The sequence below is a fragment of the Roseiarcus fermentans genome (assembly GCF_003315135.1).
Lineage (GTDB): Bacteria > Pseudomonadota > Alphaproteobacteria > Rhizobiales > Beijerinckiaceae > Roseiarcus > Roseiarcus fermentans.
Window position 1 is genome coordinate 48,071 of sequence record NZ_QNRK01000013.1, and the last position, 22,426, is coordinate 70,496.

The window sequence follows — 22,426 nt, forward strand, 5'->3', positions numbered from 1 at the left end:
CTGCAACAATGTTGCCCGATTGAGACGATTTGGGGGCGAAGCGTCTTCCCCGCGGCGAAACTGCTGTTCCGATCCGGCCGCGACCGCGGACAGGCTGAAGGCGAGCGCGCTTGTCTTCGTCATCGCGAGGCGCCCGCAGGGCGACGCGGCGATCCACGGGCCGCCTGCGCGGACGGGTGAAGAACCCGGCGCGCCGCGAGGGCGGACGGACGCCCGAACAGACACGCCGCGCCGAGGCCGCTCAATCCGCGCCGCAATCGGCGAGCACCGCCTTGAGCTGCGCCTCGAGCGGCCCGGCGCCCGGCGCGTAGGCGAGGTCGATCGCCGCGGTGCCGATGGTGAAGGCGTCGGCCCCGGCGGCGCGGACGGCGGCGATCCGCGCGGCGCAGTCGATCGAGCCCGCCGCGACGACGAGCCCCTGCGCGCCAAAACCGCGCCGGCAGGCGGCGACGAGGTCGAGCGGGTCGGCCTCGGTGGCGCGATAGGCGAGAATGTCGGCGCCGGCGCAGCCGAGCGCAGCAAACGCACGGCAATGCGCCTCGACCTCGTCCGCCCCGCCGCCGAGGCGGGTCGGATGGCCGACCGGACGGCCGGCGAACGGCAGATAGCGGGTCGGCCCGCCCTCGAGCAGGCGGATTCCCTCCGCCGCGCCGACGCCGCCCATGAGAAAGTCGACGCCGAGGTCGCGGCCGAGCGCGATCGAGCGCAGTTCGTCGGCGGGCGAGGTCGAGACGATCTCCATCCACACCGAGGCCCCGGCGGCGCGGATCGCCCCCGCGAGGCGCGCCAGCGTCTCCGGCGCCGCGCCGATGTCCTTGAATCCAATGTGTTTCAACGCCAGCGGCCGGACCGCCTCGACGATCTCGAGCGCATTGGCGACGGTGGCGTCGTCGCGGGTCAGCATGAAGACGAAGTCCATGGCCGCGTCCTCGGCGCGTGATGCGCCGCACAATCCTACCATCGGCCGCGCCGGCATGGGAATGCGGCGAAGGGCGCAAGGCGCCGTGTAGGGCGGGCTCGCCGAGCCCGCCCGGCGCGGTCGAACGACCGCGCCCTGCAAAGGCCCAGACGCGCGCCTTTGCCTCGGCCCCCCCGTCTGCTATAGGCGCCGCCTTTCCCCGCCCTCTTCGAGCGTCCCGCAAAAATGTCTCCCATCGTCACCCGCTTCGCGCCCTCCCCGACCGGATTCCTGCACATCGGCGGCGCGCGCACGGCGCTGTTCAACTGGCTCTACGCCCGGCGGTTCGGCGGAACATTTCTTCTGCGCATCGAGGACACCGACCGCGAGCGCTCGACGCAGGCGGCGGTGGACGCCATTCTCGACGGCCTGAAATGGCTCGGGCTCGACTGGGACGGCGAGGCGGTCAGCCAGTTCGAGCGGGCGGCGCGCCACCGCGAGGCGGTCGAGGCGATGCTGGCGACGGGCGCGGCCTATCGCTGCTGGGCGAGCCCGGCGGAGCTCGACGAGATGCGCGAGACGGCGCGGCGCGAGGGCAAGCCGATGCGCTACGACGGCCGCTGGCGCGACCGCGACCCGTCCGAGGCGCCGCCCGGCGTCGCCCCCGTCATTCGGCTTCGCGCCGCCCAGGAGGGCGAGACCGTGATCGACGACCGGGTGCAGGGCAAGGTGACCTTCGCCAACAAGGACCTCGACGACCTCGTGCTGCTGAGATCCGACGGCAATCCGACCTACATGCTCGCCGTCGTCGTCGACGACCACGACATGGGCGTGACCCACGTGATCCGCGGCGACGACCACCTCACCAACGCCGCCCGCCAGACCCAGATCTACCGGGCGCTCGGCTGGGAGACGCCGATCTGGGCGCACATCCCGCTGATCCACGGGGCCGACGGCGCGAAGCTCTCCAAGCGCCACGGCGCGCTCGGGGTCGAGGCGTACCGCGCCATGGGCTACCTGCCGGCGGCGCTGCGCAACTATCTCGCCCGCCTCGGCTGGAGTTTCGGCGACAAGGAGTTCTTCACCGGCGAGGAACTGACCGCCGCCTTCGACCTCGACGCCATCGGCCGCTCGCCCTCGCGCTTCGACTTCGCCAAACTCGAGAACATGAACGGCCACTTCATGCGCGCCGCGAGCGACGACGCGCTGTTCGAGTCGCTGGTCGCCACGCTGCCCTACCTGCCCGGCGGCCCCGCGGTTCTGGAGACGCTCGACTCGCGCAAGCGGGCGCAGCTGCGCGCGGCGATCCCCGGCCTCAAGGAGCGCGCGAAGACACTGGTCGAACTGCTCGACGGCGCAGCCTTTCTGTTCGCCGCCCGACCGCTGGCGCTCGACGACAAGGCGCGCGACATCCTGCAGAAGGGAGGCCGGGCGCATCTGGCGGCGCTGCTGCCGAAGCTCTCGGCCGCCGAGTGGAGCCACGAGGCGCTCGAGGCGGCGGTGCGGACTTACGCGGAAGAGACCGGAGCGAAACTCGGTTCGGTCGCCCAGCCGCTGCGCGCCGCGCTCACCGGCCGCTCCACCTCCCCGGGCATTTTCGATGTGCTGACGGTGCTCGGGCGCGAGGAAAGCCTCGGCCGGATCGCCGATCAGGCGGGGGCGTAGCAGGCCATCCTCCGCCATCGCGAGGCGCGAAGCGCCGTCGTCCTCGCGAGGCGCGAAGCGCCGTGGCGATCCAGGGGGCTCAGGCCTAAGCTTCAGCGAGGCGACGCCGACGCCTGCCCCGCCGTCCGGCGCAGCGGCCCCTGGATCGCCGCGTCGCCCTGCGGCCTCCTCGCGAGGACGGGCGTCGTCATCGCGAGGAGCGAAGCGACGTGGCGATCCAGAGCCGCTGGGCCGCAAGCCGCCGGCGCGGCCGCAGCGCCATCGTCCAACGCCCGGTGCAGCGGCCTGGATCGCCGCGTCGCCCTTGGGGCTCCTCGCAAGGACGGCGCAAGTGTCACATGTTCAGCCGCTCGAACAAGTCATGCCACTGCGGATTGTCGCGCTCGATCAGCGCCAGCTTGTCCTTGCGACTGCCGGACTTGATCTGCTTTTCGCGGGCAATCGCCTCGTCCATGCGCTCGTGCGGCTCCAACCAGACCAGGAGCTTGCAACCGTATCGTTTGGTGAAGCCTTCGACGGCGCCGGTGCGGTGCTCCCAGGCGCGGCGGCCGATGTTGGACGTGACGCCCACGTATAGCGTCCCGTTCCGCCGGCTCGCCATGATGTAGACGCAGGGACTTCTCATCGCGTCATAATAAACGGACTCAGACCGTCGGTCATCGCCCCGTTCGTCATCGCGAGGCGCGAAGCGCCGTGGCGATCCAGAGCCGCTGGGCCGCAAGCCGCCGGCGCAGCCGCAGCGCCCTCGCCCAACACCCCGCGCAGCGGCCCTGGATCGCCGCGTCGCCCTGCGGGCTCCTCGCGAGGACGGGCGTCGTCATCGCGAACCGCGAAGCGACGTGGCGATCCAGAGCCGCTGGGCCGCAAGCCGCCGGCGCGGCCGCAGCGCCCTCGCCCAACGCCCGGCGCAGCGGCCCTGGATCGCCGCGTCGCCCTTCGGGCTCCTCGCGAGGACGGGCCTCGTCATCGCGAGGAGCGAAGCGACGTCGTCATCGCGAGGAGCGAAGCGACGTGGCGATCCAGAGCCGCTGGGCCGCAAGCCGCCGGCGCAGCCGCAGCGCCCTCGCCCAACGTCCGGCGCAGCGGCCCTGCGTCGCCGCGTCGCCCTTCGGGCTCCTCGCGAGGACGGGCGTCTTCAGCGCGAGCCGCGAAGCGCCGTCGTCATCGCGAGGAGCGAAGCGACGTGGCGATCCAGAGCCGCTGGGCCAAAAGCCAGCCGCCGACGAACGCCGCACCCGAGGCAGACGGCCCCTGGATCGCCGCGTCGCCCTGCGGGCTCCTCGCGAGGACGGGCGTCGTCATCGCGAGCCGCGAAGCGCCGTCGTCATCGTGAGGAGCGAAGCGACGTGGCGATCCAGAGCCGCTGGGCCAAAAGCCAGCCGCCGATGAACGCCACACCCGAGGCAGACGGCCCCTGGATCGCCGCGTCGCCCTGCGGGATCCTCGCGAGGACGGGCCTCGTCACCGCGAGCCGCGAAGCGACGTCGTCATCGCGAGGCGCGAAGCGGCGTGGCGATCCAGGAGGCTCAGGCCGAAGCCTCAGCGAGGCGGCGCCGACGCCTGCCCCGCCGTCCGGCGCAGCGGCCCCTGGATCGCCGCGTCGCCCTTCGGGCTCCTCGCGAGGACGGGCGTCGTCATCGCGAGCCGCGAAGCGACGTCGTCATCGCGATGCGCGAAGCGGCCTGGCGATCCAGGGGCTCAGGCCGAAGCTTCAGCGAGGCGGCGCCGACGCCGGCGCCAATCCTCGGCGCAGCGGCTCTGGATCGCCGCGTCGCCCTGCGGGCTCCTCGCGAGGACGGGCGTCGTCATCGCGAGCCGCGAAGCGACGTCGTCATCGCGAGGCGCAACGCGCCGTGGCGATCCAGGAGGCTCAGGCCGAAGCCTCAGCGAGGCGGCACCGGCGCCGGCGCCAATCCTTGGCGCAGCGGCCCTGGATCGCCGCGTCGCCCTTCGGGCTCCTCGCGAGGACGGGCGTCGTCATCGCGAGGAGCGAAGCGCCGTGGCGATCCAGGAGGCTCAGGCCGAAGCCTCAGCGAGGCGGCGCCGACGCCTGCCCCGCCGTCAGGCGCGGCGGCCCTGGATCGCCGCGTCGCCCTGCGGGCTCCTCGCGAGGACGGCGCGGGACCAGTTCCGGTCGAGCGCCCTCCGCAGCGGCTCGCCTCAGCTCTCGTCCGACGACCACTTCGACGTGAAGCCGATCGGCCGGTGCGGCGGAAGGCGGTAGAGCGGGTTGCCGTCCTGGTCGAGCAGGCCGGTCCGGCGCGGGCCCCTCTCGGACACGATGACGTCGATCGTGGATCGGCCGGTCCCCCAGTAATAGTCGCCCACATACGACTGCTCGGGCTGCGGCTCGCGATGAATGGCGATATAGCGTGGCACTGGCGGTCTTTGCTCCTTCCGTCGTTGCAGGACAGGCGTCAATGTCAGGAAACACTCCGCCGCCGATACTTCCGGGACCGGATTCTTGCTGAGCTCGAGCGGCGGGTCGTGCGCGGAATTCTCGCACGGAACCCTTCATCATCGACCTCACGACCCTCATAGTCTGTCGGAGACGGCCTGAGGAGACGGCAAAACGACGCGACGGGTGTTCATCAAGCTCGCGGGTATTGGCGCGGGCGCGGCGCGGACAGCGACCGCGCCCGCACCGGAGCGCCGCAGTCGCCGATGAAGGCGCGGACAAACTCTGTCGATAGCGGACAAAGTCTTGCCGAAGGGCCCTGTATGTTCTATCTTTGTTCTCATCACAGGAGAACCCGCCATGTCCGCTTCCCTCGAAACCGCTCAACCGACCCGGCTCGATCCGCCCGCGGATGCGAAAACGGCGCGCCGCAAGCAATTCGAGCGCGACCAGGTGATCGTCGAGTATCTGAACCGGGGCGTGTCGGTGGCCGAGATCGCGATGCGCTTCGACGTGAGCGAGAAGCGGATGCGCGCCAACATCCGGGAAATCCTCGCCCGCCGCATGCCCGCGCCGCCGGAGGAATTCGTCGCGGTGCAGGTGAGCCGTCTCAACGAGGCGTTGCTGGTGGCCTACAGCGCCATGACCGACGCAAACCTCAAGGCGGTCGATCGGGTGGTCAGGATCGTGCGGGAACTCGACCGCTATCACGGCTTCGCCGCCGCCGAGCGCCGCCGCTCCGGACCCGCCCCCCGGCCGTTGCAACCGCCGGCGCAAGCGATCGCGAGCTACGGTCCGGCGCTCGTCTGCGTCGCGAGACTTGCGACGGAAGGCGTCGACACGGCCCGATTCGAACAAGGCGCGGCCCTCGTGCTCGCGTCGCCTGAACAGGGAGAAGGCGGCCCGTCTCGCGACGATCTCGCGCGGGCCCCGCGCGCGGCGCTCGCCGAGCGCGACGATCGCCCGACATTTCCGCCGCAAGTCGCTGAAACCATGGACTCCGCGCCCGGATACGCCGCGGCCGTCGCGTCGCGCGCGGCCGAGCGCCGCGAGACCGCCGGGTCGCCGGGGGCCGGCGTTGTCGACGCCGGCGCGGAGGCGGCGTTCGCAGGCCGCGACGATCGCCCGACATCTCCCGCGCAAGTCGCTGAAACCATGGGCTGCGCGCCCGGAAGCGCCGCGGCCGTCGGCGCAGCGGAGCGCCGTGAAACCGCCGGGTCGCCGGGCGCCGGGGTTGTCGACGCCGGCGCGGAGGCGGAGCGCCCCAACCGCGACGATCGCCCGCAAAACCCGCCGGAAGCCGTTGAAGACATTGATTTCGCGCCCGGGGTCGCGGCGCCTTCGGGCCCCGCGCCGGCGCTGGCGCACACCGCCGTCGTGCGCCAGACCGCCGCCGACGGGGCCGGTCTCAGACGCGTGAACGTCCGCATGATCCGCAACGGCATGATGGCCTGCTGACCGGGGCCGGGTCTTCCCGGCCCCGCCTCAGCTGTCCATCTTGAGCGCGGCGATGAAGGCTTCCTGCGGGATCTCGACCTTGCCGAACTGGCGCATGCGCTTCTTGCCGGCCTTCTGCTTGTCGAGCAGCTTGCGCTTGCGGGTGGCGTCGCCGCCGTAGCACTTGGCGGTCACGTCCTTACGCAGGGCGCGGATGGTCTCGCGGGCGATGATCTTGGCCCCGATCGCGGCCTGCACCGGGATCTGGAACATGTGCGGCGGAATCAGCTCGCGCAGCTTCTCCACCATCGCCCGGCCGCGGCTCTCGGCCCGGTCGCGGTGGACCAGCATCGACAGCGCGTCGACCGGTTCGCCGTTGACCAGGATCGACATCTTCACCAGGTCGCCGGGGCGGTAGTCGGTGAGCGTGTAGTCGAACGAGGCGTAGCCCTTGGAGATCGACTTCAGCCGGTCGTAGAAGTCGAACACCACCTCGTTCAGCGGCAGTTCGTAGACCACCATCGCCCGCTTGCCGACGTAATTGAGGTCGACCTGGGTTCCGCGCCGGTCCTGGCACAGCTTCAGGATCGAACCGAGGTAATCGTCGGGGGTGAGGATGGTGGCCTTGATCCACGGCTCCTGGATTTCGGCGATCCGCACCGGATCGGGCATGTCGGCCGGATTGTGCATCTCGAGCGTGGTCTTGTCGTTGAGCACGATCTTGTAGATGACCGAGGGGGCGGTGGCGATGAGGTCGAGGTTGAACTCGCGTTCGAGCCGCTCCTGAATGATCTCGAGGTGCAGGAGCCCGAGGAAGCCGCAGCGGAAGCCGAAGCCGAGCGCGGCCGAGGTCTCCATCTCGTAGGAAAAGCTCGCGTCGTTGAGGCGCAGCTTGCCCATCGCGGCGCGCAGGTCCTCGAAATCGGCGGCGTCGACCGGGAACAGGCCGCAGAACACCACCGGCTGCGCCGGCTTGAAGCCGGGCAGCGCCTCGGCCGTAGGGCGCTTGTCGTCGGTGATGGTGTCGCCGACGCGCGTGTCGGCGACCTGCTTGATCTGGGCGGTGATGAAGCCGACCTCGCCCGGGCCGAGCTGCTCGGCGTCGGTCATCTTGGGCGTGAACACGCCGATCCGGTCGACCTCGTAGGCCGCGTCCGCCGCCATCATGCGGATGCGCTGACCCTTCTTGATGAAGCCGTCGAGGACGCGCACCAGCACCACCACGCCGAGATAGGCGTCGTACCACGAGTCGACCAGGAGGGCCTTCAGCGGCGCCGTCTCGTCGCCGGTCGGCGGCGGCAGGCGGGCGACGATCGCCTCCAGCACCGCCTCGATGTTGAGGCCGGTCTTGGCCGAGATCGCCACCGCGTTCGAAGCGTCGAGGCCGATCACCTCCTCGATCTGCTCCTTGATCCGCTCGGGCTCGGCGGCGGGCAGGTCGATCTTGTTGAGGACCGGCACGATCTCGTGGCCCGCGTCGAGCGCGTGATAGACGTTGGCGAGCGTCTGCGCTTCGACCCCCTGGCTCGCGTCGACCACCAGCAGCGAGCCCTCGCAGGCCGCCAGCGACCGCGACACCTCATAGGCGAAGTCGACGTGGCCGGGCGTGTCCATCAGGTTGAGAATGTAGGTCTTGCCGTCCTTGGCCTTGTATTCCAGGCGGACGGTGTTGGCCTTGATGGTGATGCCGCGCTCGCGCTCGATGTCCATGGAATCGAGCACCTGCTCGACCATGTCGCGCGCCGCCACGGTTCCGGTCTGCTGGATCAGCCGGTCGGCGAGCGTCGACTTGCCGTGGTCGATATGGGCCACGATCGAGAAGTTGCGGATGTTTTCAATTCGGTGGGCGGTCATGGGGGAGCGGGATAGCAGGGCGGGCCCGGGAAGGGAAACCGATTCGGGCCCGCCCGCCTCAGGGCGCGCCCGAAACCAGGCCCTCGATACCATGTTTCTGCGTCACCGGCGTGAGCCTGTCGACCACCCGGCAGACGAGGTGGTCGCGCACGATCGGCGGCAGCGCGTCCCGATAGGGTTTCGTCACCATGAGATCGTGCAGCGCGTCGTGCCCCGCGCCCGGCGCGTCGACCCCGAGCACCATCACCGGCCGGGCGATCGGCGACGGGTGCGCCGTGCCGCGGTGGATCGTCAGCGCCGAACGGCAGGAGATGTCGCCCATCGCGGGGTATTTCTTCTGCGCCCGGTCGGCGTAGCGCGGCCAGGTCTCCTCCGGCGGAAACATCTCGTGCGGCCACGCCCGCCCGTCGTCCCACTGCGTGCCGGGCGCGACCTCGAACGGCCCCATGTCCGGGGTCACGTCGACGCCGGTCAGGTTGAAGGCGAGCGAGGTGATCCGCCGGTCCCGCCAGGTCTCCGGCGGCGCGGGAAAGTCGCGGTGCCAGGGCTGGTTCATCGCGCCCTGGAAGGGCGTGTCGAAGCCGATCTCCACGATTCTGTAGTCCGGCCCCAGCGTCGCCTCGCACATCGCCGTCACCCAGGGATGGGCGCAAAGCTCGGCGAAGCCGCCGAACATCTCCGGTACGATCTCGACGTACCAGCGGCGCGGGCCGCGGCCGACCGCCCCGCCCGGGCGCTGGATGGCGTCCCAGAACGCGGACATCATGTCCTCGCGCATCGCTTCCGCGAAGTCGCGGGAGAAGGCGCCCTTCAGGCCGACGACGCCGTCCCTGACCAGGGTCTCGTAATCCTTGCGAACGTCTGCGCCCATGCGAATCCCCGAAACGACCGGCCTGGGACCAACGCTAGCATGGAAGGCGGCGTTCCAGGCGCGAGGCGAAGGACCTGTTCCTCACTCCTCCCCGATCCGGTCCAGGTCGCCGAGCCGCATGTTCCAGAAAGCCAGCATGACGTTCAGCCACGCGCCGACCTCGGTCAGCGGACGCGGATCGAGATGGTAGACCCGCTCGCGGCCGCGCTTCTGGACACGCACCAGACCGACGTCGCGCAGCAGCGCCAGATGCTCCGACACCGCGGGGCGGGCGACCGGCAGACCTTCGCACAGGTCCGAAACGGTCCGCGGCCCGGCGCGCAAAGCCATCAGCAACCGCCGCCGCACCGGACTGGCGAGCGCGCCGAACACGTCCGGCGCGCCGGCCGACTCACTCGTCTCTCCCCGTTCGGCCACGCGGCGAACCCTCTGCTTGCGGTCCTGGATCATGTCGGACTTTTCCGACATGATCCATCGGCGACGTCCGGCCAGAGCCGCCGCCAATGGCGCCGCACGACATCGAGACTTCTCGCTATCCCCCTTAGATTGCTTCGGTTTCTGCCATTTGGCCGGGCTTCTCATCCTTTCGTCCGACGCTCGCGCTTTCCCCCTCGTGGACGTTGCGCGCCTCAGGGGCCTATGCTACCTGACCGCCGTCTCGCAGGACGAGGGCGACCTCCGGAGCGCGTGGGCAGGAACCTCAAAGGATCGCGTGGGGAACGCTGGGCCGGCGGCTGGCGTCGAGCGCGCGGCCCGTCCCGAAGGGATGACCGGACCTTGGCCGAAGACAAGACACTCGTTTCGGGCGTATCGGGACGCTACGCGTCCGCGCTCTTCTCGCTCGCGCACGACGAGCGCCAGACCGACGCCGTCGCCCAGTCGCTCGACAGGGTCGACGCTATGGTCGCCGGCAGCCCCGACCTCGAGCGGCTCGTCCGCAGCCCGGTGTTCTCCGCCGCCGACCAGGTCAAGGCCCTCGATGCGATCCTCTCCATGGAAGGAATTGCCGGCATCGCCGCCAATTTCGTCCGGCTGGTGGCGAAAAAGCGGCGCCTGTTCTTCCTGCGTCAGATGATCGCCGACTATCGCAAGCTCTACGACGCCAGCCGCGGCGTGACCCGCGCCCAGGTGACCAGCGCCTCCGCGCTCGCCGACGCCCATCTCGCCTCGCTCAAAGACCAGCTCAAGGCCGCCTCGGGCGGCCGCGATGTCCAGCTCGACGTCAAGGTCGACCCCTCGATCATCGGCGGCCTGATCGTCAAGCTCGGCTCCCGGATGGTCGACGGCTCGCTCCGCACCAAGCTCAACGCAATTCGCCTAGCCATGAAAGAGGTCGGCTGATGGACATCCGCGCCGCAGAAATTTCTTCGATTCTCAAGAGCCAGATCGCCAACTTCGGCGCCGAGGCGGAAGTCACCGAAGTGGGGCAGGTGCTCAGCGTCGGCGACGGCATCGCCCGCGCCTACGGTCTCGACAAGGTCCAGGCCGGCGAGATGGTCGAGTTCGAGAACGGCACGCGCGGCATGGCGCTGAACCTCGAGAGCGACAACGTCGGCATCGTGATCTTCGGCGGCGACCGCGAGATCAAGGAAGGCCAGACGGTCAAGCGCACCGGCGCGATCGTCGACGTGCCGGTCGGCAAGGGGCTGCTCGGCCGCGTCGTCGACGCGCTCGGCAACCCGATCGACGGCAAGGGCCCGATCAACTCCGCCAGCCGCGCCCGCGTCGACGTCAAGGCGCCCGGCATCATTCCGCGCAAGTCGGTCAACGAGCCGATGGCGACCGGCCTCAAGGCGATCGATTCGATGATCCCGATCGGCCGCGGCCAGCGCGAGCTGATCATCGGCGACCGCCAGACCGGCAAGACCGCCATCGCCCTCGACACCATCCTCAACCAGAAGTCGCTCAACGTCGCCGGCGCGCCGGAGAGCCAGAAGCTCTACTGCGTCTACGTCGCGATCGGCCAGAAGCGCTCGACCGTCGCCCAGTTCGTCAAGGTGCTGGAAGAGAACGGCGCGCTCGAATATTCGATCATCGTCGCCGCCACCGCCTCGGACCCGGCGCCGATGCAGTTCCTCGCGCCGTTCTCCGGCTGCGCGATGGGCGAGTACTTCCGTGACAACGGCATGCACGCTGTCATCATCTACGACGATCTCTCCAAGCAGGCCGTCGCCTATCGCCAGATGTCGCTGCTGCTGCGCCGCCCGCCGGGCCGCGAGGCCTACCCCGGCGACGTGTTCTATCTCCACTCCCGCCTGCTCGAGCGCGCCGCCAAGCTCAACAAGGACTTCGGCTCGGGCTCGCTGACCGCGCTGCCGATTATCGAGACGCAAGCCAACGACGTCTCGGCCTACATCCCGACCAACGTGATCTCGATCACCGACGGCCAGATCTTCCTCGAGTCGGACCTGTTCTACCAGGGCGTCCGCCCAGCGGTGAACGTCGGCCTGTCGGTGTCGCGCGTGGGCTCGTCGGCGCAGACCAAGGCGACCAAGAAGGTCGCCGGCAAGATCAAGGGCGAACTCGCGCAGTACCGCGAGATGGCGGCTTTCGCCCAGTTCGGCTCCGACCTCGACGCGGTCACGCAGCGCCTGCTCAACCGCGGCTCGCGCCTGACCGAGCTTCTCAAGCAGCCGCAGTTCTCGCCGCTCCGGATGGAGGAGCAGGTCGCGGTGATCTACGCCGGCGTCAACGGATACCTCGACAAGCTGACGCTCGCCCAGGTTCGCCCGTTCGAGGACGGCCTGCTGGCGTTCCTGCGCTCGAAGCACCCGGCGGTGCTGGACACGGTCCGCTCCACCAACGATCTCTCGGCCGACACCGAGGCCAAGCTCAAGTCGGCGGTCGAGGCTTTCGCCGCCAGCTTCGCCTGACCTCCTGACCTTCAACCGGACCTTGCGCGGCCAAGAAGCGCGGGGCGCGGAGACGCCGATCGATGCCGTCCCTCAAGGAACTCAGAAACCGGATCGCCTCGGTCCGCTCGACCCAGAAGATCACCAAGGCCATGCAGATGGTCGCGGTGTCGAAGCTGCGTCGCGCCCAGGCCGCGGTCGAGGCCGCCCGTCCCTACGCCCAGCGGGTCGAGGCCGTGCTGACCAACCTCGCCGGCTCCGCCAAGCCCGGCGAGGGCCCCCGCCTGCTGACCGGATCGGGAGCGAACCAGACCCATTTGCTGATCGTCTGCACCGGCGAGCGCGGGCTCTGCGGCGCCTTCAACACCGCGATCGTCCGTCTCGCCCGCGACCGGGCGACGGCGCTCGCCGCCGAAGGCAAGACGGTCAAGATCATCTGCGTCGGCAAGAAGGGCTACGACCAGCTCCGTCGCACCCACGAGCGGCAGATCCTCGAACTGGTCGACCTGCGCGCCGTGCGCACGATCACCTACGACACCGCCCGGCCGATCGCCGACAAGGTCATCGCCCTGTTCGACGCCGGCGAGTTCGACGTCTGCACCCTCTTTTTCTCGCGCTTCCGCTCGGTGATCGCGCAGATCCCGACCGCGCAGCAGCTCATTCCGCCCGAGCTCGCCGAGACCAAGGAGAACGAGAAGGCGACGAGCTACGACTACGAGCCGGACGAGAACGAGATTCTGGCGCAGCTGCTGCCGCAGGCGTTGACGGTGCGCGTCTACCGGGCGCTGCTCGAGAACGCCGCCTCGTTCTTCGGCTCGCAGATGAGCGCGATGGACAACGCCACGCGCAACGCCGGCGAAATGGTGAAGAAGTACACGCTCCGCTACAACCGCACCCGCCAGGCGATGATCACCAAGGAGCTGATCGAGATCATTTCGGGCGCCGAGGCGCTCTGACGAAACCCTGTCGCCTCGCCGCGACCCGACCCGATTGAAGAACGAGGACGTCATTATGGCCAACATCGCAAACGCCACCGGCCGGATCACCCAGGTGATCGGCGCCGTCGTCGACGTGCAGTTCGACAGCTACCTGCCGCCGATCCTGAACGCGCTCACCACCGACAACAACGGCAACCGGCTGGTGCTCGAGGTCGCCCAGCATCTCGGCGAGAATCAGGTCCGCTGCATCGCGATGGACATTTCCGAAGGCCTCGTCCGCGGCCAGGAAGTCACCGACACCGGCGACGCGATCTCGGTTCCGGTCGGCGCCGGCACGCTCGGGCGCATCATGAACGTCATCGGCGAGCCGGTTGACGAAGCAGGTCCGATCCCGATGGAGGCGCGTCGCGCCATCCATCAGCCGACCCCGTCCTATGTCGAGCAGTCGACCGAAGCGCAGATCCTCGTCACCGGCATCAAGGTCGTCGACCTGCTCGCCCCTTACGCCAAGGGCGGCAAGATCGGTTTGTTCGGAGGCGCGGGGGTCGGCAAGACCGTGCTCATTCAGGAGCTGATCAACAACGTCGCCAAGACCCACGGCGGCAATTCGGTGTTCGCAGGCGTCGGCGAGCGCACCCGCGAAGGCAACGACCTCTATCACGAGTTCATCGAGTCCAACGTCAACGCCGATCCAAAGGATCCCAATTCGACGGTCAAGTCGAAGTGCGCGCTGGTGTTCGGCCAGATGAACGAGCCGCCGGGCGCACGCATGCGGGTGGCGCTCTCGGGCCTCACCGTCGCCGAGCACTTCCGCGACCAGGGCCAGGACGTGCTGTTCTTCGTCGACAACATTTTCCGCTTCACCCAGGCCGGCTCGGAAGTGTCGGCGCTGCTCGGCCGCATCCCCTCGGCGGTCGGTTACCAGCCGACGCTCGCCACCGACATGGGCTTGCTGCAGGAGCGCATCACCACGACCACCAAGGGCTCGATCACCTCGGTGCAGGCGATCTACGTGCCGGCGGACGACCTGACCGACCCGGCGCCCGCCACCTCGTTCGCCCATCTCGACGCCACCACGGTGCTGTCGCGCTCGATCGCGGAAAAGGGCATCTACCCGGCGGTCGACCCGCTCGACTCGACCTCGCGCATGCTCACGGCCGCCATCGTCGGCGAGGAGCACTACGCCGTCGCCCGCCAGGTGCAGCAGGTGCTCCAGCGCTACAAGGCGCTGCAGGACATCATCGCGATCCTCGGCATGGACGAGCTTTCCGAAGAGGACAAGCTGATCGTCGCCCGCGCCCGCAAGATCGAGCGCTTCCTGTCGCAGCCGTTCGACGTCGCCGCGGTGTTCACCGGCTCGCCCGGCGTCCAGGTCAAGATCGAGGATACGGTCAAGGGCTTCAAGGGCATCATCGAAGGCAAGTACGACAACCTGCCCGAGGCCGCCTTCTACATGGTCGGCACGATCGAGCAGGCCGTCGAGAAGGCCAGGAAGCTCGCGGCGGAAGCCGCCTGACGCAAACGTTAAGCCGAGGCACAGCCAATGGCCCTGTTTCCTTTTGAACTCGTCTCGCCGGACAAGGTCCTGTTCAGCGGGGCGGCGCAGGCGGTGCTCGTGCCGGGACACGAGGGCGACTTCCAGGTCCTCAGCGACCACGCCCCGACCATGTCGGCGATCCGCCCCGGCGTCGTCGGCATCGACGACGCCAACGGCAAGCATTTTCGTGTCTTCGTGCGCGGCGGCTTCGCCGACGTGCATCCGCTCGGCCTGACCATCCTCGCCGAGACCGCGATCCCGTTCGAGGAATTGAACGCCGCGCATCTCGAGCAGGAGATCAAGAACGCGGAAGAGGACGTGGCCGACGCCGCCGAGGACCAGAAACAGGCGGCCCAGGAAAAGCTCGACCGCATGCGCGAATTGCGGGATTCGATGAAGCTGTGATGGGAAGCGGGGCCGGGCGCCCCGCTTTCGTTGTCGAGGCGGTCGGGAAGCGGCGGAAGCGCTTCTCGGCGGACGGCCTTTGCGAGTCCCTTCACGAGGCCGACCCGATCAACGGGATCCAGAGGCGGGACGTCTCGCCCCCGGGCACGGCCGAGATAGGCCTTGACCCGCCGTAGGCGGTTTCGTCGTCGGCGCGGTCGCGACCACGCGTCTCGGTCGCGCGCAATTCCTGCAGGGCGCTCGGCGAATCAACGGATTGGGTGCCGAAACCTGTCACGAGATCCGTCCCGGCCGCTCCGTGCGCGTCGCCTTCCGATTGCGTGGCCCCCTCCGCGCTCCCGTCGTCGGCGTGGTCGCGAGCGCCCTGCCCGCTCGCCTGCGTTTCTGGCAGGCGAGCCGATAGATCAACGGCTTGGGCGCGCAAACCCGTCACGAAATCCGTCTCGGACGCGCCCGGCGCCGCGGCGTGCGATTGCGTCCCGGCGTCCGCCGTCCCATCGCCGGCGTGGTCGCTCGCCTGCGGTTCTGGCAGCCCAGGCGACCCATCAATGGCTTGCGCGCCCAAAGCTGTCACAAAATCCGTTTCGGGCGCGCCCGGCGCGGCGGCGTGCGGTTGCGGTCCGGCGCCCCATCTCCCATTGTCGGCGTGGTCGCTCGCCTGCGGGTCTGGCAGGGCCGCCGAAAGATCAACGGCTTGGCCGCCCAAACCTGTCACAAATTCGCGTTCAGCCGCCGGCTCCGGAGCGAGCGCCGGCGCAGCGCTGGTCAATTGCAGGGGCGGCGCGGGCAGAGCCGGCGCGACGGGCGCGGGCGGGGCCATGAGGACGCGCGCGGGCGCCTCGGGCGGGTGGTAACGATCGAGCGCCCTGACTACCTTCAGCATCGGGCCGACCGCTTTCAGCTCTCCCCGGTCGAGCGCGTCGTCGGCGACGCGCAACGCCTTGGTGAGCCGGGCGACCTGCAAGTGGGCGTAGCGATCGGGGGCGTCCAGCCGCCGCTCGGCGAGCGTGCGGTCGACCTCGCGACGTACGGTGCGCGGACTGACTTTTCGGAGCTCCGCGATCTGCTCGATCGACCAGCCGGCCGCCAACGCATCGAACACGACCTGGCGCACGGCCGCGCCCGCCTCGCGCCGCGCCTTGGCGGACAGCCGCTTCTGCGTGCGGCCGGAAGGGGCTTGCATCATCGGATTCCTTTCTTTGACGACCAGAATACAATTATACATGCATCCGGAAATTCAGGAAGAAAATGTTGATGGGAGAGCCCAAAATACTGATGCATATGGCATTTTCGGACCGATGGCCGGTCCGGCCGGGAGCCGGATGAGACGCGACGATGACAGCGGCCCCCGATCCTGTAGTATGAACTCGGCGGGCGCGGACAAAGGAGGTCACGGGCTGTCCAGGCGCCCGCGGGACAGTTCTTCCTCTTTCCTCGCGCGCGCCTGCCGGCGGCAGAAATGGTGAACCAGACACGGCGCCCGCCGAAAAGGACTGTCGTTGGTGGATAGCGCTTTCGCGGTCGCGTGATTGAAGATTGAAGTCCATTCAGAAACTCGACCTGTTCCCAGCTAGCGGGTAGACGGTCAAGTCAGGCGCGAAGAGTGCCGTCATTGCGAACGAAGCGAAGCGACCCAGGCCGCTTGCGCTGTTGTTGCGCCCTCTGATCGTCCCGCCGCCCTTGGTTGCGAGCAGAAGACTGAGCGATTTCTTACCGCGGGGCGTAGAAGGCGACGTTGATGGCTTCGTCGCTCTGCTCCTCGCCATGACGGGGCGGGAGCGACGCCCGCAGGAGAACCGAGCCATGTGCATTGGTTGCAATCCGGAATTCGCGAACGCCATCCGCGCGCTGAGCGTCACGTCGCGGCGTCAGTTGCTGGCCGCGGCGGCGGCGACAGCGGCCGCGTTCGTCGCCGAGGCGGTGGGGCCGGCGCTCGCCGACGGCTCGCTCGACGAAACGCTCGCCTCCGGCCTCGCGATGACGCCGGTCACGATCTTCGTCGCCAGGAAGATCGTCACCATGGAGCGCGACAATCCGACCGCGACCGCCGTCGCGGTCGAGGGCGACAGGATCACCGCGGCGGGCTCGCTCGACGAGGTCACGGCGGCGCTCGGCGGGCGCCCCTACCGGATCGATCGGACCTTCGCCGGCAAAGTCGTCCTGCCGGGCCTCATCGACCAGCATCTTCATCCGATTCTCGGCGCGCTGACGCTCGCGGTCGAGGTGATCGCCCCCGAAGACTGGGTCCTTCCGGACAGGACCTACAAGGCGGCGATGACGCCCGCGGACTACCGCGCGCGGCTCGAGGCCGCTGTCGACCCCTCGAAGGATTCGACCGACTGGTTCTTCACCTGGGGCTATCACGGCCTCTGGCATGGGCCGCTCGCGCGCGCCGACCTCGACACGCTCAGCACGACGCGCCCGATCGCCGTCTGGCAGCGTTCTTGCCACGAGTTCTATCTGAACGACGCCGCCATCGCCGCGCTCGGGGTCACCGAGGAGGCGACCCGGGGCAAGGGCGCGTGGAGCGATCAGGTCGATTTCGCCAACGGCCATTTCTGGGAGGGCGGCCTCAACTTCATCATCGGACCGATGATCAAAGCGCTGGCGACGCCCGATCGCCTCAGCTTCGGTCTGAAGCAGATGGTCGCGTATCTGCACGCCAACGGCGTCACCGCCTACAACGAGCCGGGCGCGCTCTACACCCCCGACATGTGGACGCTCTACGAGCAGATTCTCGGGGCGCCCGACACGCCGATGTATGCGACCTTCCTCGCCGACGGGCGCGGCATCCTCGACCGCGTCGGCCTCGACAAGGGACTCCAGGCGGTCGAACAGCAAATCGCGGTGGCGCCCGCCGCCCCGGGCAAGAAGCTGATGTTCTTCCCGGGCCAGATCAAGCTCTTCGCCGACGGGGCGATCATTTCGCAGCTCATGCAGATGAAGGACGGCTATCTCGACCGCCACAAGGGCGAGTGGATCATTCCGCCCGACGAACTCGAAAAGCGGATGCGCCTGTTCTGGAACGCCGGCTACCAGATCCACATCCACGTCAACGGCGATCTCGGCCTCGAGGCGCTCCTCGACATCATCGAGACGCTGATGGCTGAGACCCCGCGCGCCGACCACCGCACGGTGATTGTCCATTTCGCCAATTCGACCGAGCAGCAGGTCGGCCGCATCGCGAGGCTGGGCGCGATCGTCAGCGCCAATCCCTATTACCCGGTCGGCTTCGCCGACAAATACGGCGCGGTGGGCCTCGGGCCGGAGCGCGCCGATGTGATGGTGCGCGCGGCTTCCGTACTCAAGCATGACATCCCGCTCTCCTACCACTCCGACCTGCCGATGGGGCCGGCCGCGCCGCTCGCGCTGGCGTCGTTCGGCGTCAACCGGCTCACGCCCGCGGGTCGGGTCGCAGGTCCCGAGCAGCGCATCAGCGTCGACGACGCGCTCCGCGCTGTGACGATCGAGGCCGCCTATTCCTGGCGGCAGGAAGACAGGATCGGCTCGATCGCGCCGGGCAAGATCGCCAATTTCACCGTGCTGGAGGACGACCCCTACGCGGTCGATTCCACGAAGCTCGCGGACGTGCCCGTCTGGGGCACGGTGTTCGAGGGCGCGGTCTATCCCGTGGCGCGCCGCCAGCAGCCGCCCCGGGCGCCCTGATCACCGCCCGCTCAGGGCGGAGACCGTCCCTTCGGATCCCCGCCCGCCTGCGCTTTCCCGCTCTCCCCTGCACAATCGCCGGCCCTACGCGGCGACCGCCGGGAACGCGCCCGCCTTCGCCGGTTTCCGAGCCGGCGCGCTTGCAAACGGCCTTCGCCGGGGCTACCCGATGACGTGCGGGGCGGCCAGAGGGACGCCGCGCAAACGCTCCTTCCCTCGCAACCCATGGACCTCAGCGACCGTGCCCGTCACGTCCGCCGACATCCGCGCCGCGCACGCGCGCATCGCGGCCCACATCCGCCGCACGCCGCTCATCGAGACGCCCTCGCCCGTTCCCGGCGCGTCCCTGTCGCTGAAGCTCGAAGCGCTGCAGCACTCGGGCTCGTTCAAGGCGCGCGGCGCCTTTCACAATCTCCTCACCCGCGCTGCCCCCGCCGCCGGCTGCGCGACCGCGTCCGGCGGCAACCACGGCGCGGCGGTCGCTTATGCGGCGCAGCAGCTCGGGATACCTGCAAGAATCTTTGTGCCGACGATTTCGACGCCGGCGAAGGTCGCGCGCATCCGGGCCTGCGGGGCCGAGGCGGTGGTCGGCGGCGCGAGCTATGCGGAAGCGCAGGAGCGCTGCGACGCTTATGTGGCGGACAGCGGCGCGCTGAAAATCCACCCCTACGACGCGCCCGAGACGGTCGCCGGGGCCGGAACGACCGCGCTCGAATGGCAGGAGGACCTCGATCGGCTCGACCTGCCGGCGCTCGATACGGTCCTCGTCGCGGTCGGCGGCGGCGGGCTGATTTCCGGCGTCGCGGCCTGGTTCGCCGGCCGGGTGAAGGTGGTGGGCGTCGAGCCAGAGGGCGCGCGGGCGCTCCATGCGGCGCTCGAGGCCGGGGCCCCGGTCGATGTCCCCGTCGCCTCGGTCGCCGCCGATTCGCTCGGCGCGCGGCGCGTCGGCGACCTCAACTTCGCCCTTGCGCAAAGATTCGTCGCCGAGGTCGCGCTCGTCCCGGACGCTGCGATCGTCGAGGCGCAGCGCTGGCTGTGGCGCAACGTCTCGGTCGTGGCGGAGCCCGGCGGGGCGGCGGCGCTCGCGGCGCTCCTCGGCGGAGCCTACCGCCCGGCCGCCGGGGAACGCGTCGGCGTGCTGGTCTGCGGCGCAAACGCCGATCTCGCAGCGTTCGCCGCGCTGTTCTGAGCGCCGCGGTCGCCCCTGCCCCGATACCGGGGGCGGACCCGGCGGAGGGCGGGCTCTCTGACACCGCCGGCGCGCTCGGCGAGCGCGCGCTGCAGTCGCCGGCAGGCGTCCGCCCGACATCGGCCCCTGTCTCTCAGGGCGCCCTCACCGCCTTGAACTCGACCCTCGGCTCGCGCCACTCGCCCTTGGCGGGGTTGGTGATGACGGCCAGGAACCCGGGGGGATCGAAGCGGGCGCCGTAGAACGGATTGGCATGGCTTCCGTCAGAGAGCGTGAAGCCGAAGCCGCCGGCGCTCAGTTCAGGCGGGCGGTCGCGAACGAGGCCGTCGACCGGCCATCCGTCGTTGCCGGGGATGGCGGTTCCGGCCGGCTGCAGGCCGGTGATGGCGACGCCGTTGGCTTCGCCCGCAATCGCCGTGATGGCGTAGAACCCGTCCGTGTCGGGCGCGTCCGCGGTGGTGAGTTCGCCTTTCGCCTCGAACCCCGGCCCCGAGCAGGTCCACCGCCACGAAATCGAAGCCTCGGCGCTCGCGTCGTCCAGCGCCGCCGCAAAAGCGAGTACAAGAGCGAGCCTCACGAACATTCCCTCGCCGAGCGCGCCATGACGATATCGCGGAGCGGGCGCGGCCCGCAAGGATGCTTTGACGCGAGACCGGCATGGGCGATTGTCGCCCATGCCGTTCCGCCCGCCGAAAGAGACCCATGCCCCCGGACACCCTCGTTTCCCAGGACCCGATCGCCGACCGCCGCTACGTCTACGGCAAGGGCGCGGCGGACGACGGGGATTTCCGAACGGCGGCGGACCTGTTCGAGCAGGCGCTCGAACAGGCGCCTGGTTGGCCCGCGGCTCTGTTCGCGCTCGCCGAGGCGCGGGAGCGCCTGGGCGAACGGGACGCGGCGGTCGCGGCTTTCCGCGGGGCCCTGGCCGCCGATCCCGGCGATCCGTTCGGGGCGTCGGCGCGGCTCGCCCTGATCGGCGCGACGGCGCAGCCGGACGGGCTGCCGCGCGCCTATGTCACGCGACTGTTCGACGACTACGCGCCGCGGTTCGAGCGGCATCTCCTCGACGCGCTCGGCTATCGCGCGCCCGCCCTGATCGTCGAGGCGCTGGACGCCGTCGCGCCCGGCCGCCGCTTCGCTTCCGCCATCGACCTCGGCTGCGGCAGCGGGCTCATGGGCGCGGCGATTCGCGGACGGGTCGGGCGCCTCGACGGCGTCGACCTCGCCCCCTCGATGGTCGCCCGGGCGCGGGAGATCGGCGCGTACGACGCGGTGGAGACCGCCGACGCGGTCGAGCGGCTCGACCGCGCCCCGCCTAGCGCCTTCGACCTGATTCTCGCGGCCGACGCGCTCTGTTACTTCGGCGACCTCGCCCCCGTGTTCGCCGCCTGCCGGGGCGCGCTCGCCGACGACGGCCTCGTCGCCTTCACGGTCGAGGCCTTCGAGGGCGCCGGCTTCCGCCTGCTCCGGGGCCTGCGATTTGCCCACGCCCCGTCCCATGTCGAGGACGCGGCCCGCGCCGCAGGCCTTCGCGTGGCGCGACTGCTTACGGCCTCGGCTCGCCGCGAAGCGGACGTCGAAGCGCCGGGTCTGGTGGGCGTACTAACGGCGTAGCGCGCGTCCGAAGCCGCCGGTGGGCGCTGTCAGCCCTGCGCGGCGTAGGCCGGCCGATCGAGGCGCAGGATACCGGCGTTGTCGACATAGGACGCCATTTCCGCGATCAGCCCCGCGGCGATCCGGAAACACACCCATTCGTCGACCTCGGCGACGGCGCCCGAGCCGCGATTGCGAAGCTTGATCGTTCTGTGCGCCGCGACCCTGTCCCCGTCGGCGACGAACTCGTGGACCTCTCCGCCGAGGTCCTCGTATTCGATGTTGATCAGCCGGAGCGACTCCGCGAACGTCGCGCGGTCGCACGGGTCCGCCATCAGCGGCGGCTTCGTCCAGTCGCCGCGCGGATTGTGGATGAAGTCCGACGCCAGCCGGCCGAGCATCGCCGGGTAATCCCCCTTTGCGCGCAGGGCGAAGAAATCGAGCGCGATCCGGCGCAAGTACGCCCGGCGCCGCGCGTCGGCGGCGGGCCCGGGCGAATCGAGCGATCCTTCTGGGCGTTCGCCTGGTTGCGACGCTTGCGGCCTCGCCCTCCCGTCGGGAGCACGGACTTCGACGAGACCCGCCGGCAGACGTTTCGCGGCTTTCGCCGCGTCGACATAGACGGCCAACTCGACGATCAGCGCCTCGCGCAGCCGCAGGAAAATCCACAGATCGAAGTCGCCCGGCGCGCCCGCGCCGCGGGCGCCGGCGTGACACGTCACGTGGGCCGCGGCCGATTCGCCGTCGGTCAGGAACTCGTGGATGTCCGATCCCAGGAGTTCGACCTCGGCGCTGAACCTCCGCGAGGCTTCCAAGAATTGCGCGCGATCGAGCGGGCCGCGGCGGTACGGCCACATCGGCCATGAGCCGTGGGCGCGATAAAGGAAGTCGGGCGCGAGGCGCGCCGCCATCGCCGGCGTCTCTCCCCTCTCCCGCTCGGCGAAAAGCGCGCGCACCAGCAATGCGACTTCCTGCCTGCGCCCTGTCGCACGGTCGATCGAGATGGTTGGAAGATCCAGCATTTCGTTCCCGTCGCCCCCGGGGCGAAGCGCGCCGTGTACCACGGGGTCGGCGCGCCCACATTGATCTCGAACAACATTCGGCCGGACAAAAGGACCGGCCC

General features: G+C 69.7%; 20 protein-coding genes. 11 read left to right on the plus strand and 9 right to left on the minus strand.

All coding sequences use genetic code 11. The features are described 5' to 3' along the window. Positions 1 to 241 precede the first annotated feature (241 nt). Positions 242 to 919 carry a hypothetical protein gene (locus DFR50_RS13010; protein WP_113889701.1) on the minus strand — a complete coding sequence of 226 codons (678 nt, stop codon included), beginning with the start codon at positions 917 to 919 and terminating at the stop codon, positions 242 to 244. Between the two features lie 225 nt (positions 920 to 1,144). Here DFR50_RS13010 and gltX point away from each other — a divergent pair, with 225 nt between their 5' ends. Further along, a complete protein-coding gene (gene gltX, locus DFR50_RS13015; RefSeq protein ID WP_113889702.1) occupies positions 1,145 to 2,563 on the plus strand; it encodes a glutamate--tRNA ligase in 1,419 nt (472 codons plus the stop codon). A 334-nt stretch (positions 2,564 to 2,897) separates the two neighbouring features. Here the strand turns inward: gltX and DFR50_RS13020 are convergent, their stop codons facing one another. Next, entirely contained in the window at positions 2,898 to 3,188 is a 291-nt protein-coding gene (locus DFR50_RS13020) for a GIY-YIG nuclease family protein (protein ID WP_113889703.1), read from the minus strand. Between the two features lie 558 nt (positions 3,189 to 3,746). Between DFR50_RS13020 and DFR50_RS32095 the strand changes: the two genes are divergently transcribed. After that, positions 3,747 to 3,896, plus strand: coding sequence for a hypothetical protein (locus DFR50_RS32095; protein WP_170153198.1), 150 nt, complete (start codon positions 3,747 to 3,749; stop codon positions 3,894 to 3,896). Positions 3,897 to 4,723: 827 nt separating this feature from the next. Here DFR50_RS32095 and DFR50_RS13030 read toward each other — a convergent pair. Then, a complete protein-coding gene (locus DFR50_RS13030) occupies positions 4,724 to 4,942 on the minus strand; it encodes a hypothetical protein (RefSeq protein WP_113889705.1) in 219 nt (72 codons plus the stop codon). A gap of 379 nt (positions 4,943 to 5,321) precedes the next feature. On the opposite strand from DFR50_RS13030, the gene DFR50_RS13035 reads away from it, so the two are divergent. Then, the gene (locus DFR50_RS13035; RefSeq protein WP_113889706.1) at positions 5,322 to 6,419 is read left to right on the plus strand and encodes a hypothetical protein; all 1,098 of its coding nucleotides are present in this window, start codon (positions 5,322 to 5,324) and stop codon (positions 6,417 to 6,419) included. A gap of 27 nt (positions 6,420 to 6,446) precedes the next feature. Here DFR50_RS13035 and lepA read toward each other — a convergent pair whose 3' ends face one another. The 3 genes from lepA to DFR50_RS13050 form a co-directional block, all read right to left on the minus strand. Next, positions 6,447 to 8,252 carry a translation elongation factor 4 gene (gene lepA, locus DFR50_RS13040; protein ID WP_113889707.1) on the minus strand — a complete coding sequence of 602 codons (1,806 nt, stop codon included), beginning with the start codon at positions 8,250 to 8,252 and terminating at the stop codon, positions 6,447 to 6,449. 58 nt (positions 8,253 to 8,310) lie between these two features. After that, on the minus strand, positions 8,311 to 9,123 hold the full coding sequence (locus tag DFR50_RS13045) for a phytanoyl-CoA dioxygenase family protein (protein ID WP_113889708.1): 813 nt from the start codon (positions 9,121 to 9,123) through the stop codon (positions 8,311 to 8,313). An 81-nt stretch (positions 9,124 to 9,204) separates the two neighbouring features. Beyond that, on the minus strand, positions 9,205 to 9,591 hold the full coding sequence (locus DFR50_RS13050; protein WP_245427713.1) for an ArsR/SmtB family transcription factor: 387 nt from the start codon (positions 9,589 to 9,591) through the stop codon (positions 9,205 to 9,207). A gap of 309 nt (positions 9,592 to 9,900) precedes the next feature. On the opposite strand from DFR50_RS13050, the gene DFR50_RS13055 reads away from it, so the two are divergent. From DFR50_RS13055 to DFR50_RS13075, 5 genes are all read left to right on the plus strand, one after another. Beyond that, a complete protein-coding gene (locus tag DFR50_RS13055) occupies positions 9,901 to 10,464 on the plus strand; it encodes a F0F1 ATP synthase subunit delta (protein ID WP_245427716.1) in 564 nt (187 codons plus the stop codon). Then, positions 10,464 to 11,996, plus strand: coding sequence for a F0F1 ATP synthase subunit alpha (atpA, locus tag DFR50_RS13060; protein ID WP_113889710.1), 1,533 nt, complete (start codon positions 10,464 to 10,466; stop codon positions 11,994 to 11,996). Before DFR50_RS13055 ends, atpA begins: the two co-directional genes overlap by 1 nt. 62 nt (positions 11,997 to 12,058) lie before the next feature. Beyond that, positions 12,059 to 12,931: a F0F1 ATP synthase subunit gamma gene (locus DFR50_RS13065; RefSeq protein ID WP_113889711.1), complete on the plus strand. Its 873-nt coding sequence runs from the start codon at positions 12,059 to 12,061 to the stop codon at positions 12,929 to 12,931. Between the two features lie 55 nt (positions 12,932 to 12,986). Continuing rightward, on the plus strand, positions 12,987 to 14,429 hold the full coding sequence (atpD, locus tag DFR50_RS13070) for a F0F1 ATP synthase subunit beta (RefSeq protein ID WP_113889797.1): 1,443 nt from the start codon (positions 12,987 to 12,989) through the stop codon (positions 14,427 to 14,429). Positions 14,430 to 14,456: 27 nt separating this feature from the next. Next, positions 14,457 to 14,855, plus strand: coding sequence for a F0F1 ATP synthase subunit epsilon (locus tag DFR50_RS13075; protein ID WP_113889712.1), 399 nt, complete (start codon positions 14,457 to 14,459; stop codon positions 14,853 to 14,855). Positions 14,856 to 14,946: 91 nt separating this feature from the next. Here the strand turns inward: DFR50_RS13075 and DFR50_RS13080 are convergent, their stop codons facing one another. Beyond that, the gene (locus DFR50_RS13080; RefSeq protein ID WP_170153199.1) at positions 14,947 to 15,969 is read right to left on the minus strand and encodes a helix-turn-helix domain-containing protein; all 1,023 of its coding nucleotides are present in this window, start codon (positions 15,967 to 15,969) and stop codon (positions 14,947 to 14,949) included. Between the two features lie 689 nt (positions 15,970 to 16,658). Between DFR50_RS13080 and DFR50_RS13085 the strand changes: the two genes are divergently transcribed. Both DFR50_RS13085 and DFR50_RS13090 read left to right on the plus strand, forming a co-directional pair. Next, entirely contained in the window at positions 16,659 to 18,521 is a 1,863-nt protein-coding gene (locus tag DFR50_RS13085) for an amidohydrolase (RefSeq protein ID WP_113889714.1), read from the plus strand. A 241-nt stretch (positions 18,522 to 18,762) separates the two neighbouring features. After that, complete coding sequence (locus DFR50_RS13090) at positions 18,763 to 19,710, plus strand: threonine/serine dehydratase (protein ID WP_245427719.1); 948 nt, start codon at positions 18,763 to 18,765, stop codon at positions 19,708 to 19,710. A gap of 133 nt (positions 19,711 to 19,843) precedes the next feature. Here the strand turns inward: DFR50_RS13090 and DFR50_RS13095 are convergent, their stop codons facing one another. Beyond that, positions 19,844 to 20,287 (minus strand): hypothetical protein, encoded by a 444-nt coding sequence (locus tag DFR50_RS13095; RefSeq protein ID WP_147262754.1) that lies wholly within the window; start codon positions 20,285 to 20,287, stop codon positions 19,844 to 19,846. 125 nt (positions 20,288 to 20,412) lie between these two features. Between DFR50_RS13095 and DFR50_RS13100 the strand changes: the two genes are divergently transcribed. Next, a complete protein-coding gene (locus tag DFR50_RS13100) occupies positions 20,413 to 21,324 on the plus strand; it encodes a class I SAM-dependent DNA methyltransferase (protein ID WP_170153200.1) in 912 nt (303 codons plus the stop codon). Between the two features lie 29 nt (positions 21,325 to 21,353). Here DFR50_RS13100 and DFR50_RS13105 read toward each other — a convergent pair whose 3' ends face one another. Then, on the minus strand, positions 21,354 to 22,325 hold the full coding sequence (locus DFR50_RS13105; RefSeq protein WP_113889718.1) for a nuclear transport factor 2 family protein: 972 nt from the start codon (positions 22,323 to 22,325) through the stop codon (positions 21,354 to 21,356). Positions 22,326 to 22,426: the final 101 nt, after the last annotated feature.